Below are 14,878 nucleotides of genomic sequence, written 5' to 3' on the forward strand. Positions count from 1 at the left end.
GTCCGGGCCGTGTGTCAGTGGCCGCGGAACAGGTTCATGATGTCCTGCTTTTCCTGTTCGTCGACGTGCGGGACCGCTTCGTCGACGCCCTGCGCGGCCGGTGCCTGCGGTACGCCGACCGTCGACACGAAGCCGTGACCCGGCGTGAATTCGGTGAAGTACAGCTCGCTGCCGAGCGATTCGACACCGTCGGGCATCGTCGGCTTGAACTCGGGCACGCCCTTCAGCGCCGCGCCCATGTAGTCGATCCAGACCGGCAGCGACAGGCCGCCGCCCGTTTCGCGATCGCCGAGGCTGCGCGGGTTGTCGTAGCCGATCCACGCGATCGCGGCGAGCGTGTGCTGGTAGCCGGCGAACCACGCGTCGTGCGAATCGTTCGTCGTGCCGGTCTTGCCCGCGAGGTCGGTGCGCTTCAGGATGTTGGTCCGTGCGCCCGTGCCGCGCTGCGCGACGCTCTGCAGCAGGCTGTTCATCACGTACGCGTTGCGCGCGTCGATCGCGCGCGGCGCGTTCTGCTCGGCGACGAGCGGTTGCGCGCGGGCGACGATCGCGCCGTTCGGATCGGTGACTTCGGCGATCAGGTAAGGATTGACGCGGTAGCCGCCGTTCGCGAACACCGAGTACGCGCCGGCCATCTGCAGCGGCGTGACCTGGCCGGCGCCGAGTGCCATCGGCAGGTAGGCCGGATGGCGCTCGGCGTCGAAGCCGAAGCGCGTGATGTACTGCTGCGCGTACTTCGTGCCGATGTGGTTCAGGATCCGGATCGACACGAGGTTGCGCGAGCGCTGCAGCGCGGTGCGCATCGACATCGGGCCTTCGAAGCCGCCGCCGTAGTTCTTCGGCTCCCACGGCTGGCCGCCCGTTTCCGCGGCACTGAAATACAGCGGGCCGTCGTTGATCACGGTGGCCGGCCCGAGGCCCTTGTCGAGGGACGCCGAGTAGATGAACGGCTTGAACGACGAACCCGGTTGCCGCCACGCCTGCGTGACGTGGTTGAACTTGTTCTTGTTGTAGTCGAAGCCGCCGACGAGCGAGCGGATCGCGCCGTCCTGCGGGACGATTGACAGGAACGCGCCTTCGACCTGCGGCAATTGCGTGATCGACCACTTGCCGGTGTCGTTCTTCACGACGCGCACTATCGCGCCGGGGCGGATGCGGCGGTTCGGCTGCGCGTTGGCCGACAGCGCGCCCGACGCGAAGCGCAGGTTGTCGCCCTCGACCGTCGCCGTGCTGCCGTCGATGAATGCCACCGTGATCTGGCGCGGGCTCGCGGCCGTGACGACCGCGGCAATCAGCTCGCCGTTGTCGGGATGTTCGAGCAGCGCGTCGTCGATCGCCTGTTCGCGGTCGTCGGCACCGGCGGGCAGCTCGATGAAGCCTTCCGGCCCGCGATAGCCGTGGCGGCGCTCGTAATCCATGATGCCCTTGCGCAGCGCGGTGTACGCGACCTGCTGGTCCGCGGAATCGATCGTCGTGACGACGTTGAAGCCGCGTGTGTAGGTTTCCTCGCGGTACTGCGCGTACATCATCTGTCTGACCATTTCCGCGACGTACTCGGCGTGCACGCTGAAATCGCGTCCCGGGCCCTTGACGACGAGCGGTTGCGCGACGGCTTCGTCGTACTGCTCGCGCGTGATGAAGTTCAGCTCGAGCATCCGCTGCAGGATGTATTCCTGGCGCACCTTCGCGCGTTTCGGATTGACGACCGGGTTGTACGCGGACGGCGCCTTCGGCAGCCCCGCCAGCATCGCGGCTTCCGCGAGGCTGATGTCCTTCAGGTCCTTGCCGAAATAGACCCGCGCGGCGCTCGCGAAGCCGTACGCGCGCTGGCCGAGATAGATCTGATTCATGTAGACCTCGAGAATCTGATCCTTCGTCAGCGCGCGCTCGATCCGGTACGCGAGCAGCATCTCGTAGATCTTGCGCGTGTAGGTCTTCTCGCTCGACAGGAAGAAGTTGCGGGCGACCTGCATCGTGATCGTGCTCGCGCCCTGCGACGCGTGGCCGTTCGTCAGCGCGACGAAGCCGGCGCGGATGATGCCGGTGAGGTCGACGCCGCCGTGATCGTAGAAGCGCGCGTCCTCGATCGCGAGGATCGCCTTCTTCAGCGAGTCGGGCACGTCCTTGAAATGCACGACGTCGCGGCGCTCCTCGCCGAATTCGCCGATCAGCACGTGATCGGACGTATAGATGCGCAGCGGCACCTTCGGGCGATAGTCCGTCAGCGCGTCGAGCGACGGCATGTTGGGCCAGGCGATGACGAGGGCATAGCCGAGCACGAGGCCGCCGGCCACGACGGCGGCCACGCACATCGCGGCGAAGCCGAGCAGGACTTTTTGCCACCAGGGCCGCTTCTTCTTCGGCTCCGGGGCGGGAGGCGGGGACGTAGGAGTCGTGGATTGCATAGGCACACCGGAAAACAGTCCCGCGATTATAGCTGCCCGGTAACACCGGTCCTGGCGCGGGGGGGGCGCCCGCCGGCAAGCCGCGGGTCGGCGGGCCGCCAGTATGACCCGCGCACGGCCGCCGCCGGCCGCTGCTGGCCGTTTGGCCGACTGTCGGCCCTGCAAGCCGCTTTGCAGAATCAGGTCTCGGCAACGTGGCGTGGGCCGCGACGATTTCGGGAGGCTGGGATGGCGGGACGATGGGTAGCGCGGTTGGCGCAGGGCAAGCACCGGTCGACGGGGATCGACATCGGCGCGGACGAGCTGAGGGTGGTCGTGCTGAGCCGGCGCGGCCGGGGCGCGGACGTGCGGGTCGAGGGGCTCGAGCGGGAGCCTGTCGGATTGTGCGGCGGCCCGGAAGACGCGCGCTGGGCCGCGGTCGCGCGGGCGCTGGCGGCAGCCGTCGCGCGGCTGTCGGCGGCCGACGTGCGGTGTGACACGCGCGGCGTGATGGCGTTGCGCGATGACGAGATACGTACCGCGACGCTCGACCTGGCCGGGCGTCACGACATCCCGGACGCCGCGCGGCAGGCGGCCGAGCGCATCTCGGGGCTGGCGCCGGACAGTTTCGCGTTCGACTGGCGGCAGCACGGCGGCGCGCGATCCGGTGAAATCGCGGTCGCCGTGGCCCCGCTGGCGCTGCTGGAGCGGCGGATCGACGTGGCCGCCCAGGCCGGTATCGACCTGACCGCGGTCGACGGCGAGTCGGCCGCGATGCTGCGCGCGTTGCGCTATGCCGCTCAGTTCGAACTCGACGCGCAGGGTTCGTACGCCGCGCTCTGGTTCCGCGACTCGGAGGTGCGAGGCTGGCGAATCGAAGGGCCGCTGGCGGTTCCGGTGCTCACGCTGTCCGGCCTCCCTCCGGAGGCGCTTCCCGATGCGCTGCGCCGGTGCGCGCTCGGCGCCGTGCGCCGTGTGTTCGTCGCCGGGGACGAGCGAAGCATCGCGTGCTTCGATACGTCCGTCGCGGAGATTGGCGACGTGCTTGGCTCGGCGGTGGTGCCGTTCGACTGCACGGGCTGGGACGGGCAGCCATGCGCGCCCGGCGGCATGCCGGGCGGCCCGGCATTCGCCGTTGCATTCGGGCTGGCGTTGCGCGGGGTGTGGGAATGATGGCCGACCAGGCGGCACTCGGCGGCTTCAACCTGCTGCCGTACCGCGAGCGGCGGGCGCACGCGTTGCGGCGTCGCCGGGCTGTGCAGTGCGGGGCGGCGATCCTGCTCGGCGTGCTCGGCGCCGCACTGTGGACGGGCGCGGCCACCTGGATGCGGTGGCGCGCGGACGCCGCGCGCATAGGCGTGGAGACGCGGCTGCGGCAGTTGCAGCCGCGGGTGCATGCCGCGACGCGCGCCGCCGATGCGGCGGCAGTCATCGCGCGGCGCGATGCACAGGTCGCCGCGCTTGCCGCACCGTACGAGCGCGCCGCGGGGCTGCTGGCGACACTGGCGCGGGTGCGCGACGACGGCGTCCGGCTCGACACGCTGCGCACGACGCCGGCCGGGGCCGTGCTCGAGGTGCGTGCCACGAGCTATCGGGCAGCCGCGCGATGGCTTGCCGGGATGGCGCGCGAGCAGCGCGACTGGCGGATCGACGTGGATGCATTGAAACCCGTGTCGAGCAGCGCGCCGGTCCCACTGGCCGGGTTGCCGCTGCGGTTTTCGGTTCAATTGCGCTGGCACGACGCGATGCTGTCGCGGACCGCGACGGGAGACGGCGCATGACGGCGATCACGCATTGGCCTGCGCCGCGTGGCGATGCGTGGCCAGGCGGCATGCGGCGGGTCTCGCCGGGGGCCCTGCATGCCGCCGGCTGCGTGCTGACGTTCGTGGCCGTGCTGGCGGGCGGCATTCATCTGACGAATACGGCCGACTGGAGCGGGCTCGCGCAGAGTCGCGCGTTGCTCGCCGCCGCGCAGGGGCGTGTGGTCGACGCGCAGCGCGTACTCGGGGCTGCGGAGCAAAGGCACGAGACCCGTTTGCCGCCGGCGCATGGCGACCGCGCGCCGGAATGGGCGGCGCTGATGCTGGAATTGGCCGATCTTGCCGCGTCGAGCGGGCTGCACGGCGTATCGATCGAGCCGCAGCCCACCGACGGCGCGGCGCGGGATGGCCGGCGCGCCGTGCGTATCGTTGCCGACGGCGGCTTTCGCGCGCTGTCGACGATGGTCGGCGGGCTGGCGCGCTTTCCGGTGCTGGCGGTGCCGTCGGCGCTGCGTGTCGAGCGAGGCATGCAGTCGACACGGGTGGACATGTCTATCGACGTGTATCCGGCGCTGCCGACGGCATCGTCCGCACGCGGCACGATGCCGCTTCAGGCCGCTGCGCTCGACGCCGATCCGTTCGGCGGGGAAGCCGACGGGAGGGCGGTCCGCCTCGCCGGCACGATTCGCGACGCGCGTGCCGGTCTCGCGTTGTTCGACGACGGAGACGGCGTGTTCACCGCCGTGGCGCCCGGCGAAGCGCTGGGGGCAGTGCGCGTGGTGCGCGTCGAGCCCGCGGCGGTGATGCTCGCGACGGCGGACGGCGCGCACCGGGTCGTCCTGGACGACGGAGGGCGGCCATGATGAAGCACGGCTGTCGGGTACTCGCCGTCTGGGCCGGATTGACGGCGGCCGGTGCGGGCGCGTCGTTGCCGCCGCTGCCGGCAGTCTGGCCCGCCGCGTCGGTGGAGGCGCCGGCGCCGGGTCTGCCGCTGCCGCACGGGAGCGTGGACGGCGCGGACAGCGCGGCTCCCGAGGAAGCCGGCCCGCCGCCGTCCGGCCAGGCTGCTCGCGCGGTGCTTCAGGCGGAGCCCGCTCCACCGGCGCCGCAACTGGAGGGGCCGCCGATTCCGTTGGCGCCGCCGGCCCGAATGAGCGACGCCGCTGCGCGGCAACCCGACGATGCGGACGACGCGCGACGAATCTCGCTGAATCTGCAGGGCGCCGGGCTCGCGGCCGCGTTCGACGCATTCGCGCGGTTCACGGGGCTCAATATCGTCGTCGGCGAGCAGGTGCGAGGCACCGTCACGTTACGTCTGAACAATGTGCGCTGGCGCGATGCATTCGACACGCTGCTCGACACGCACGGGCTCGCGATGTCCCGGCGCGGCAACGTGATCTGGGTCACGCCGGCGGCCGAGCTGGCCGCCCGGGAGCGCGAGCGCTTCGAAATGCATGCGCGGGCCGCCGATCTGGAGCCGCTCGCGAGCCGCACGTTCGCGCTGCACTACCCGCGCGCGCAGGACGTGCAGCGGCTGCTGGCCGGCGCGACCGGCCAGCGCCTGCTGTCGAAACGCGGCGCCGCGGCGGCCGATCCGCGCACGAACCTGCTGTTCGTCACCGATCTCGCGCCGCGCCTCGCGCAGATCGCGAGCCTGATCGACGCGATCGACCGGCCGTCGCGGCAGGTCCGGATCGAGGCCCGCATCGTCGAGGGCGAGCAGGGCTTCTCGCGCAACCTCGGTGCACGCGTCGCGCTGCGGGCGCAGGGGCGTCCGTCGGGGGGGCGAGAGCGCCACGTTCACGGCCGACGCGCGCAACGCGCTCGACCTCGCCGCGCGGCCGCTCGGCGGCTTCGACGCGGCGACCGCCGGCTTCACGCTGTTCGCCGCGCCGCTCAGCCGTGTCCTCGACGTCGAGCTGAGCGCGCTGGAGGCGCAGGGGCGGGGCCAGATCGTCTCGCGGCCGCGCGTGGTGACGGCCGACCGCGTCAAGGCCATCGTCGAGCAGGGTTCGGAGCTGCCGTACCAGGCGAAGGTGGGCAATGGCGTGAGCGGCGTGCAGTTCCGCCGTGCGACGCTCAAGCTGGAGGTCGAGCCGCAGATCACGCCGGACGGGCGCGTGGTGCTGGATCTCGATGTGACGAAGGACAGCGTCGGCGAGCCGACGGCGGCCGGCCCGGCCATCCATACGAAGCATGTGCGGACGCGTGTCGAGGTCGAGAATGGCGGGACGGTCGCGATCGGCGGCATCTATGAACAACTGAACCGGAACGATGTGACGCGCGTGCCGCTCTTGGGCAAAATACCGTTTCTGGGCGCGCTTTTCCGGCATCGCGCGCAGCGCGACCAGCGCAACGAACTGGTCGTGTTCATCACGCCGACCGTCGTCGATGCGCGTTGCGATGGGCGCGACGCGGGCGATGCGGATCCCGATAAAACGGGGCCAGAAGGCGCCGGCGCAGGCTCGACAAGGCAGCCGCTTTGCCAGTAAGCTGCGCCACACACCAGCAAGATTGAAGCAGAGGAAGCCGTTGCAAGCGCGGGACCCACATGCAAACGTATTTTTCGTCGGCCTTATGGGAGCGGGTAAGACCACCGTGGGCCGTGCGGTCGCGCGTCGTCTCGACAGGACGTTCTTCGACTCCGACCACGAAATCGAGGCCCGCACGGGCGCGCGCATTCCGGTGATCTTCGAGCTGGAGGGCGAGGCGGGGTTTCGCGATCGCGAAACGCAGGTGATCGCCGATCTCACCCAGCGCGAGAACATCGTGCTCGCGACGGGCGGCGGCGCGGTGTTGCGCCCGGAAAATCGCGACTGCCTCAAAAGCAACGGCATCGTCGTCTACCTGCGCGCCAATCCGCACGATTTGTGGCTGCGCACGCGCAAGGACAAGAACCGCCCGCTGCTGCAGACCGACGATCCGAAGGGGCGTCTCGAGGCGCTGTACGAAGTACGCGACCCGCTGTACCGCGAATGCGCGGATTTCGTCATCGAGACCGGCCGTCCGTCGGTCAACGGTCTCGTCAACATGGTGCTGATGCAACTCGAACTGGCCGGCGTCATCGCCAAGCCGCTACAAGCATGATTACTGTCAACGTCGATCTGGGCGACCGAGCCTATCCGATTCACATTGGTGCCGGCCTGATCGGCCGCACCGAGCTGTTCGCGCCTCACATCAAGGGTTCGTCCGTCACGATCGTCACGAACACGACGGTCGATCCGCTCTACGGCGACGCGCTGCGCGCGGCGCTCGCGCCGCTCGGCAAGCGCGTATCGACGGTTGTGCTGCCGGACGGCGAGGCGTACAAGAACTGGGAAACGCTGAACCTGATCTTCGACGGCCTGCTGACGGATCGCGCCGATCGCAAGACGACGCTCGTCGCGCTCGGCGGCGGCGTGATCGGCGACATGACGGGCTTTGCCGCCGCGTGCTACATGCGCGGCGTGCCGTTCATCCAGGTGCCGACCACATTGCTGTCGCAGGTCGATTCGTCGGTCGGCGGCAAGACGGGCATCAACCACCCGCTCGGCAAGAACATGATCGGCGCGTTCTACCAGCCGCAGGCCGTGATCGCGGACATCGGCGCGCTGACGACGCTGCCCGATCGCGAACTGGCGGCCGGCGTTGCCGAGATCATCAAGACCGGCGCGATCGCCGACGCGGCGTTCTTCGACTGGATCGAGGCGAACGTCGACGCGCTGAACCGTCGCGAGCCGGCTGCGCTCGCGCATGCCGTGAAGCGTTCGTGCGAGATCAAGGCGAGCGTGGTCGCGGCCGACGAGCGCGAAGGCGGTCTGCGCGCGATCCTGAATTTCGGCCACACGTTCGGCCATGCGATCGAGGCCGGGCTCGGCTACGGCGAGTGGCTGCACGGCGAGGCGGTCGGCTGCGGGATGGTGATGGCCGGCGACCTGTCGGCACGGCTCGGCCTGCTCGACGAAGCGTCGCGGCAGCGCCTCGACGCGGTGATCGCGGCCGCGCATCTGCCGACGCGCGGGCCCGCCCTCGGCGACGCGCGCTACATGGACCTGATGCGCGTCGACAAGAAGGCGGAGGCCGGCGCGATCAAGTTCATCCTGCTGAAGCGATTCGGCGATACGCTGATCACGGAAGCGCCAGACGAAGCCGTGTTCGCTACACTGGCGCAGACGACCCGATAACGGTGGCCCGGATGCCCCGGCGCCCCTGACATGGAGGAGACGTGAGCGAGACATCCAGCAGCACCTTGCCCGAAGCCGGCCGCGCATCCGCTGCGCCGGTGGCCGAGCCGCCGACGCTGGCGGCGCTGGAAGCCCATCTCGCTCCGTATGCCGCGCACGCGTCGCAATCGCGCGGCCGCCGCCATCCGGAAACCCCGCCGGCGGCGCGCACCGAATTCCAGCGCGATCGCGACCGCATCGTCCATTCGACCGCGTTCCGCCGGCTCGAATACAAGACGCAGGTCTTCGTGAATCACGAAGGCGACCTGTTCCGCACCCGCCTCACGCACAGCCTCGAAGTCGCGCAGATCGCCCGCTCGGTTGCCCGCAACCTGCGCCTGAACGAGGATCTCGTCGAAGCGATCTCGCTCGCGCACGATCTCGGCCACACGCCGTTCGGCCATGCCGGCCAGGACGCGCTGAATGCATGCATGCGCGACCACGGCGGCTTCGAGCACAACCTGCAGAGCCTCGCGGTCGTCGACGAGCTGGAGGAGCACTACGGCGCATTCAACGGGCTGAACCTGTGCTTCGAGACGCGCGAAGGTATCCTGAAGCATTGCTCGCGCGAGCATGCGCGCAAGCTCGGCGCGCTCGGCGAACGTTTCCTGCACGGCCGCCAGCCGTCGCTCGAAGCGCAGCTCGCGAACATCGCCGACGAAATCGCATACAACAACCACGACGTCGACGACGGCCTGCGTTCCGGCCTGATCACGATCGAGCAGCTTGCGGAAGTCGAGCTTTGGCAGCGTCACTACGAGGCGGCGCTCGCCGAATTCCCGCACCTCGAAGGCCGCCGGCTCGTGCACGAGACGGTGCGCCGCATCATCAACACGCTGATCGTCGACTTGATCGACGAAACGACGCGCAACCTCGTGCGCGTCGCGCCCGCGTCGCTCGACGACGTGCGCGCCGCGCCGCCGCTCGTGTCGCACAGCGCGACGGTCGCCGCTCAGGCAGCCGCGCTCAAGCGCTTCCTCTTCAAGAACCTGTACCGCCACTACAAGGTGATGCGCATGGCGAGCAAGGCGCAGCGCGTCGTCACGGGGCTGTTCGACGCATTCATCGACGATCCGCGCCTGCTGCCGCCGCCGTACCAGTCCGACGACGCGGCACATCAGCCCCGCCTCGTTGCGCACTACATCGCCGGCATGACCGACCGCTTCGCGCTGAAGGAATATCAGCGCCTGTTCGTCATCAACGACAACTGACTGTCACAAACGATCACTAGACTTCGCCGGTTCAATGGCGACGGGAATGTTGCACACGCTGTTGGTAACGTTTTCATAGGAGAGAGGTCGATGAAGAAGAAGCCTGCGGGGACACTGGTTCGTTCGATCGCGCTCGGCGGCGCGCTGATGTTCGGGGTGCAGCACGTGGCGCTCGCCGCGACGGAAATTCAGTTCTGGCATGCGATGGAGGCCGCGCTCGGCGAGCGGGTCAATGCGATCGCCGACCAGTTCAATGCGTCGCAAAGCGACTACAAGATCGTGCCGGTCTTCAAGGGCACCTACGACCAGGCGCTCGCGGCCGGCATCGCCGCGTATCGCAGCGGCAATGCGCCGGCGATCCTCCAGGTCTACGAAGTCGGCACGGCCACGATGATGCAGGCGAAGAAGGCCGTCGTGCCGGTCTACGACGTGTTCAAGCAGGCCGGCGTGCCGCTCGACGAAAAGGCGTTCGTGCCGACCATCGCGAGCTATTACAGCGACGCGAAGACGGGCCATCTCGTATCGATGCCGTTCAACAGCTCGACGCCGGTGCTTTACTACAACAAGGACGCGTTCAAGAAGGCCGGCCTCGATCCGAACCAGCCGCCGAAGACGTGGGCCGACGTGCAGGCCGATGCCGAGAAGCTGCGCAAGTCGGGGATGGCGTGCGGCTTCACGACCGGCTGGCAGGGCTGGATCCAGCTCGAGAACTACAGCGCGTGGCACGGGCTGCCGTTCGCGAGCCGCAACAACGGCTTCGACGGTACCGACGCGGTGCTCGAATTCAACAAGCCGCAGCAGATCGCGCACGTCGCGTTCCTGCAGCAGATGGCGAAGGACGGCACGTTCACGTACGCGGGCCGCAAGGATGAAGCGTCGGCGAAGTTCTACAGCGGCGATTGCGGGATCATGACGACGTCGTCGGGCGCGCTCGCGAACGTGCAGAAGTTCGCGAAGTTCAGCTACGGCACCGGCATGATGCCGTACGACGCGAACGTGAAGGGTGCACCGCAGAACGCGATCATCGGCGGCGCGAGCCTGTGGGTGCTGGCCGGCAAGGATCCGGCGACCTACAAGGGCGTCGCGAAATTCCTCGCGTACCTCGCTTCGCCGGCGGTCGCCGCGAAGTGGCATCAGGACACGGGCTACCTGCCCGTCACCAAGGCGGCCTACGACCTGACGCGCGAACAGGGCTTCTACGCGAAGAACCCGAGCGCCGAAACCGCGATCAAGCAGATGCTGAACAAGCCGCCGCTGCCGTACACGAAGGGGCTGCGCCTGGGCAACATGCCGCAGATCCGCACGGTGGTCGACGAGGAGTTCGAACAGGTCTGGGCGCAGAAGAAGTCGCCGAAGGACGCGCTCGATTCGGCCGCCTCGCGTGGCGACGAGCTGCTGCGCCGCTTCGAGAAGTCGGGCGGCTGAGCACGCATCGCGTCGTGCCGCCGGCGGCCCCGCGCATGAGCGCGTGCCGTCCGGCGGCACGGTTTCCTTTCCGTTTCGCCTGACCGGATATCCGCGATGCAATCCCGTTCCCGTTTCGGTACGAGCCTGTTGCCGTACCTGCTGATCGCGCCGCAGCTCGCGATCACCGCCGTGTTCTTCCTGTGGCCGGCGGGCGTCGCGCTGTGGCAGTCGACGCAGACGCAGGACGCGTTCGGCACGTCGAGCGAATTCGTCGGCTTCGCGAACTTCGCGCACCTGTTCGCCGATCCGCTGTATCTCGATTCGTTCCGCACGACGCTCGTGTTCAGCTCGCTCGTCACGGTGAGCGGGCTCGTCGTGTCGCTGCTGCTCGCCGCCTGCGCCGATCGCGTGATCCGCGGCGCGCGCGCGTACCGCACGCTGCTGATCTGGCCGTACGCGGTCGCGCCGACGATCGCGGCCGTGCTGTGGGCGTTCCTGTTCAACCCGAGCATCGGCCTGATCACCTACGCGCTCGCGAAGAGCGGCATCGTGTGGAATCACGCGCTGAACGGCGGCCAGGCGATGTTCCTGGTCGTGCTGGCATCGGTATGGAAGCAGGTGAGCTACAACTTCCTGTTCTTTTACGCGGGCCTGCAGGCGATCCCGCGCTCGCTGATCGAGGCGGCGGCGATCGACGGGGCCGGGCCGGTGCGGCGCTTCTTCAACATCGTGCTGCCGCTGCTGTCGCCGACGAGTTTCTTCCTGCTGGTCGTGAACCTCGTCTACGCGTTCTTCGACACGTTCCCGGTGATCGACGCGGCCACCGGCGGCGGCCCGGCGCAAAGCACCAAGACGCTGATCTACAAGATCTTCACGGAGGGCTTCCAGGGGCTCGACATCGGCAGCTCGGGCGCGCAGTCGGTCGTGTTGATGATCATCGTCGTCGGGCTCACGGTGATCCAGTTCCGCTTCGTCGAACGCAGGGTGCAATACGCATGATCGAAAATCGCAAGGGCTTCGACCTGTTCTGCCACGCGGTGCTGATCGCGGGCGTCGTGCTGATCGTGTTCCCCGTCTACGTCGCGTTCTGCGCGGCGACGATGAACGCGCAGGAAGTGTTCACGGTGCCGCTGTCGCTCGTGCCGAGCACGCACCTGTTCGAGAACATCGCGTACATCTGGGGGCACGGCAGCGGCGGCACGACGGCGCCGTTCGGCCGCCTGCTCGTGAACAGCTTCGCGATGGCGCTCGGCATCGCGGTCGGCAAGATCGCGGTGTCGATCCTGTCCGCGTACGCGATCGTCTATTTCCGCTTCCCGTTCCGCAACACGGCGTTCTGGCTGATTTTCGTCACGCTGATGCTGCCGGTGGAAGTGCGGATCTTCCCGACCGTGCAGGTCGTGTCGACGCTGCACCTGACGAACACGTACGCCGGGCTCACGATGCCGCTGATCGCATCGGCGACCGCTACGTTCCTGTTCCGCCAGTTCTTCATGACGCTGCCCGACGAGCTGATGGACGCCGCGCGCATCGACGGCGCCGGGGCGCTGCGCTTCTTCTGGGACGTGGTGCTGCCGCTGTCGAAGACGAGCATCGCGGCGCTGTTCGTGATCACGTTCATCTACGGCTGGAACCAGTATCTTTGGCCGATCCTGATCACGACGGAAGCGTCGCTGTCGACGGCGGTGGTGGGCATCAAGACGATGATCGCGAGCGGCGACGCCGCGACCGAATGGCAATACGTGATGGCGGCGACGCTGCTGGCGATGATCCCGCCGCTCGTCGTCGTGCTGGCGATGCAGCGCTGGTTCGTGCGCGGCCTCGTCGATTCCGAGAAATGAACCATGGACGGTAACCGGGAGAAGGACCAGGTATGGCTGCGCTGAGCTTGAAGGGCGTCAGGAAATCCTACGACGGCAAGCAGCATGTGCTGCACGGCATCGACGTGGAGATCGCGGACGGCGAATTCATCGTGCTGGTCGGCCCGTCGGGCTGCGGCAAGTCGACGTTGCTGCGGATGATCGCGGGGCTCGAGTCCGTGACGGACGGCGAGATCGCGATCGGCGAGCGCGTCGTCAACACGCTGGAGCCGAAGGATCGCGACATCGCGATGGTGTTCCAGAACTATGCGCTGTATCCGCACATGACGGTCGCGCAGAACATGGGCTACGGGCTGAAGATCCGTGGAATCGAGCGCGCGACGATCGATTCGCGGGTGGCCGCGGCCGCGAAGATCCTCGAGCTCGAGCCGCTGCTGGCACGGCGGCCGCGCGAACTGTCGGGCGGCCAGCGGCAGCGTGTCGCGATGGGGCGCGCGATCGTGCGCGAGCCGTCGGTGTTCCTGTTCGACGAGCCGTTGCCCAACCTCGACGCGAAGCTGCGCGTGCAGATGCGGCTCGAGATCCAGCGGCTGCATGCGCGGCTGGCGACGACGAGCGTCTACGTGACGCACGACCAGATCGAGGCGATGACGCTCGCGCAGCGCGTGATCGTGATGAACCGCGGCTACGCGGAACAGATCGGCGCGCCGGTCGACGTGTACGAGAAGCCGGCGACGGTGTTCGTCGCGGGCTTCATCGGCTCGCCGGCGATGAACCTGATGCACGGCCGGCTGTCGGATGACGGCGCGACCTTCACGGTCGCGGGCGGCGGCCCCGCGCTGCCGGTCGCCGGTGCGCCAGGCATCGGCGCGGAGATCGCCACCGGGCGCGACTGGGTGCTCGGCGTGCGTCCCGAGCACATGACGCCGCAGCCGGGCGTCGCGCAGGCGACGCTGCCGGTCGACTCGTGCGAGCTGCTGGGCGCGGACAACCTCGCGCACGGCCGCTGGGGCAACCACGACATCGCGGTGCGCCTGCCGCATGCGGACCGTCCCGCACGCGGCACGGCGCTCGCGGCCGCGCTGCCCGCGCACCGGCTGCATTTCTTCGATCCCGAAACCGGCAAGCGTGCCGGTTGAACCTGCTGCACTTGCCGAGAGACCGACGATGACCCTCCGCACCGACTGGCCCTATCCGCGCGTCGTCGCCCATCGCGGCGGCGGCACGCTCGCGCCGGAGAACACGCTTGCCGCGCTCGACGAGGGGGCGCGTCGCGGGCACCGGATGGTCGAGTTCGACGCGAAGCTGTCGGCCGACGACGTGACGTTCCTGCTGCACGACGACACGGTCGACCGGACGTCGAACGGCCACGGGCCGGCGGCGGGCATGCGTTATGCGGCGCTCGCCGCGCTCGACGCGGGCGCGTGGCGCGACGCGCGCTTCGCGGGCGAACGGATGCCGACGCTCGAGGCGGCGGCGGCGCGCTGCATCGCGCACGGGCTCGCCGCGAACGTCGAGATCAAGCCGTGCCCGGGGCGCGAGCGCGAGACCGGGCAACGCGTGGCGGCCGACGCGGCTGCGTACTGGCGCGACGCCGCGGTGCCGCCGCTGCTGTCGTCGTTCTCGTTCGATGCGCTGCAGCAGGCACGCGCGACCGAGCCGGCGCTGCCGCGCGGGATGCTCTACGAAGCCGTGCCGGACGACTGGCACGCGCAGGTCGTCGGCGCGCTCGGCTGCGTATCGTTGCACGCAGACCACAAACGGCTCGACGAACCGCTCGTGCGCGCGATCAAGGCGGCCGGTCTGCGCATCCTGGTTTACACGGTGAACGATCTCGAACGGGCGCGCGAACTCGCGCGCTGGGGCGTCGACGCGGTCTGCACGGACCGGATCGACCTGATCGCCCCCGATGCGCTGGACGACATCGCCGTCGTCTGACGATCACGGCAACGCCACGGCGCGGCTCGAGCGGGAACGTGCCTGACGCGAAAAAACAACGCCCCGGCGGGATTTCCGCCGGGGCGTTGTGCATCGTGGAGACGTTACGTCAGGAAAAATCCGCTACAAATTGCAGCAGGATTAACCATTCCCCAA

General features: G+C 68.8%; 12 protein-coding genes and 1 pseudogene. 12 read left to right on the plus strand and 1 reads right to left on the minus strand.

What is annotated here, in order from left to right:
* Window positions 1-14: 14 nt before the first annotated feature.
* Window positions 15-2,405, minus strand: a complete 2,391-nt coding sequence (locus HWX00_RS27325; protein ID WP_034189849.1) for a penicillin-binding protein 1A — start codon at window positions 2,403-2,405, stop codon at window positions 15-17.
* A gap of 228 nt (window positions 2,406-2,633) precedes the next feature.
* Between HWX00_RS27325 and HWX00_RS27330 the strand changes: the two genes are divergently transcribed.
* From HWX00_RS27330 to ugpQ, 12 genes and pseudogenes are all read left to right on the plus strand, one after another.
* Complete coding sequence (locus tag HWX00_RS27330; RefSeq protein WP_034189848.1) at window positions 2,634-3,557, plus strand: type IV pilus biogenesis protein PilM; 924 nt, start codon at window positions 2,634-2,636, stop codon at window positions 3,555-3,557.
* A complete protein-coding gene (locus HWX00_RS27335) occupies window positions 3,554-4,165 on the plus strand; it encodes a fimbrial protein (protein ID WP_175027116.1) in 612 nt (203 codons plus the stop codon). Before HWX00_RS27330 ends, HWX00_RS27335 begins: the two co-directional genes overlap by 4 nt.
* Complete coding sequence (locus tag HWX00_RS27340; protein WP_049031169.1) at window positions 4,162-5,007, plus strand: hypothetical protein; 846 nt, start codon at window positions 4,162-4,164, stop codon at window positions 5,005-5,007. The genes HWX00_RS27335 and HWX00_RS27340 overlap by 4 nt, the downstream gene beginning before the upstream one ends.
* Window positions 5,004-6,636: pseudogene (locus HWX00_RS27345) on the plus strand (type IV pilus secretin PilQ). Before HWX00_RS27340 ends, HWX00_RS27345 begins: the two are co-directional and overlap by 4 nt.
* Window positions 6,637-6,676: 40 nt before the next feature.
* Window positions 6,677-7,231 (plus strand): shikimate kinase AroK, encoded by a 555-nt coding sequence (gene aroK, locus HWX00_RS27350; protein ID WP_034189844.1) that lies wholly within the window; start codon window positions 6,677-6,679, stop codon window positions 7,229-7,231.
* Window positions 7,228-8,307 (plus strand): 3-dehydroquinate synthase, encoded by a 1,080-nt coding sequence (gene aroB, locus HWX00_RS27355; RefSeq protein WP_069706022.1) that lies wholly within the window; start codon window positions 7,228-7,230, stop codon window positions 8,305-8,307. Before aroK ends, aroB begins: the two co-directional genes overlap by 4 nt.
* A gap of 41 nt (window positions 8,308-8,348) precedes the next feature.
* Window positions 8,349-9,557 carry a deoxyguanosinetriphosphate triphosphohydrolase gene (locus HWX00_RS27360; protein ID WP_034189842.1) on the plus strand — a complete coding sequence of 403 codons (1,209 nt, stop codon included), beginning with the start codon at window positions 8,349-8,351 and terminating at the stop codon, window positions 9,555-9,557.
* A 90-nt stretch (window positions 9,558-9,647) separates the two neighbouring features.
* Entirely contained in the window at window positions 9,648-10,982 is a 1,335-nt protein-coding gene (gene ugpB, locus HWX00_RS27365) for a sn-glycerol-3-phosphate ABC transporter substrate-binding protein UgpB (RefSeq protein ID WP_034189841.1), read from the plus strand.
* A 96-nt stretch (window positions 10,983-11,078) separates the two neighbouring features.
* Window positions 11,079-11,963: a sn-glycerol-3-phosphate ABC transporter permease UgpA gene (gene ugpA / locus HWX00_RS27370; RefSeq protein WP_034189840.1), complete on the plus strand. Its 885-nt coding sequence runs from the start codon at window positions 11,079-11,081 to the stop codon at window positions 11,961-11,963.
* Window positions 11,960-12,805: a sn-glycerol-3-phosphate ABC transporter permease UgpE gene (gene ugpE / locus HWX00_RS27375; RefSeq protein WP_034189839.1), complete on the plus strand. Its 846-nt coding sequence runs from the start codon at window positions 11,960-11,962 to the stop codon at window positions 12,803-12,805. Before ugpA ends, ugpE begins: the two co-directional genes overlap by 4 nt.
* 32 nt (window positions 12,806-12,837) lie before the next feature.
* Window positions 12,838-13,923 (plus strand): sn-glycerol-3-phosphate import ATP-binding protein UgpC, encoded by a 1,086-nt coding sequence (locus HWX00_RS27380; protein ID WP_175027117.1) that lies wholly within the window; start codon window positions 12,838-12,840, stop codon window positions 13,921-13,923.
* Between the two features lie 28 nt (window positions 13,924-13,951).
* On the plus strand, window positions 13,952-14,722 hold the full coding sequence (gene ugpQ, locus HWX00_RS27385) for a glycerophosphodiester phosphodiesterase (protein ID WP_069706021.1): 771 nt from the start codon (window positions 13,952-13,954) through the stop codon (window positions 14,720-14,722).
* Window positions 14,723-14,878 lie beyond the last annotated feature (156 nt).

Origin of the sequence: Burkholderia seminalis DSM 23518 (assembly GCF_902832885.1) — a bacterium.
GTDB lineage: Bacteria > Pseudomonadota > Gammaproteobacteria > Burkholderiales > Burkholderiaceae > Burkholderia > Burkholderia seminalis.

What these genes read in the sequence shown, in the direction of transcription:
- aroB (WP_069706022.1), top strand. Translation starts at nt 7,228, where the DNA reads ATGATTACTGTCAACGTCGATCTGGGCGACCGAGCCTATCCGATTCAC.
- ugpB (WP_034189841.1), top strand. Translation starts at nt 9,648, where the DNA reads ATGAAGAAGAAGCCTGCGGGGACACTGGTTCGTTCGATCGCGCTCGGC.
- ugpA (WP_034189840.1), top strand. Translation starts at nt 11,079, where the DNA reads ATGCAATCCCGTTCCCGTTTCGGTACGAGCCTGTTGCCGTACCTGCTG.
- HWX00_RS27335 (WP_175027116.1), top strand. Translation starts at nt 3,554, where the DNA reads ATGATGGCCGACCAGGCGGCACTCGGCGGCTTCAACCTGCTGCCGTAC.
- HWX00_RS27340 (WP_049031169.1), top strand. Translation starts at nt 4,162, where the DNA reads ATGACGGCGATCACGCATTGGCCTGCGCCGCGTGGCGATGCGTGGCCA.
- HWX00_RS27380 (WP_175027117.1), top strand. Translation starts at nt 12,838, where the DNA reads ATGGCTGCGCTGAGCTTGAAGGGCGTCAGGAAATCCTACGACGGCAAG.
- ugpQ (WP_069706021.1), top strand. Translation starts at nt 13,952, where the DNA reads ATGACCCTCCGCACCGACTGGCCCTATCCGCGCGTCGTCGCCCATCGC.
- HWX00_RS27325 (WP_034189849.1), bottom strand. Translation starts at nt 2,405, where the DNA reads ATGCAATCCACGACTCCTACGTCCCCGCCTCCCGCCCCGGAGCCGAAG.
- HWX00_RS27330 (WP_034189848.1), top strand. Translation starts at nt 2,634, where the DNA reads ATGGCGGGACGATGGGTAGCGCGGTTGGCGCAGGGCAAGCACCGGTCG.
- ugpE (WP_034189839.1), top strand. Translation starts at nt 11,960, where the DNA reads ATGATCGAAAATCGCAAGGGCTTCGACCTGTTCTGCCACGCGGTGCTG.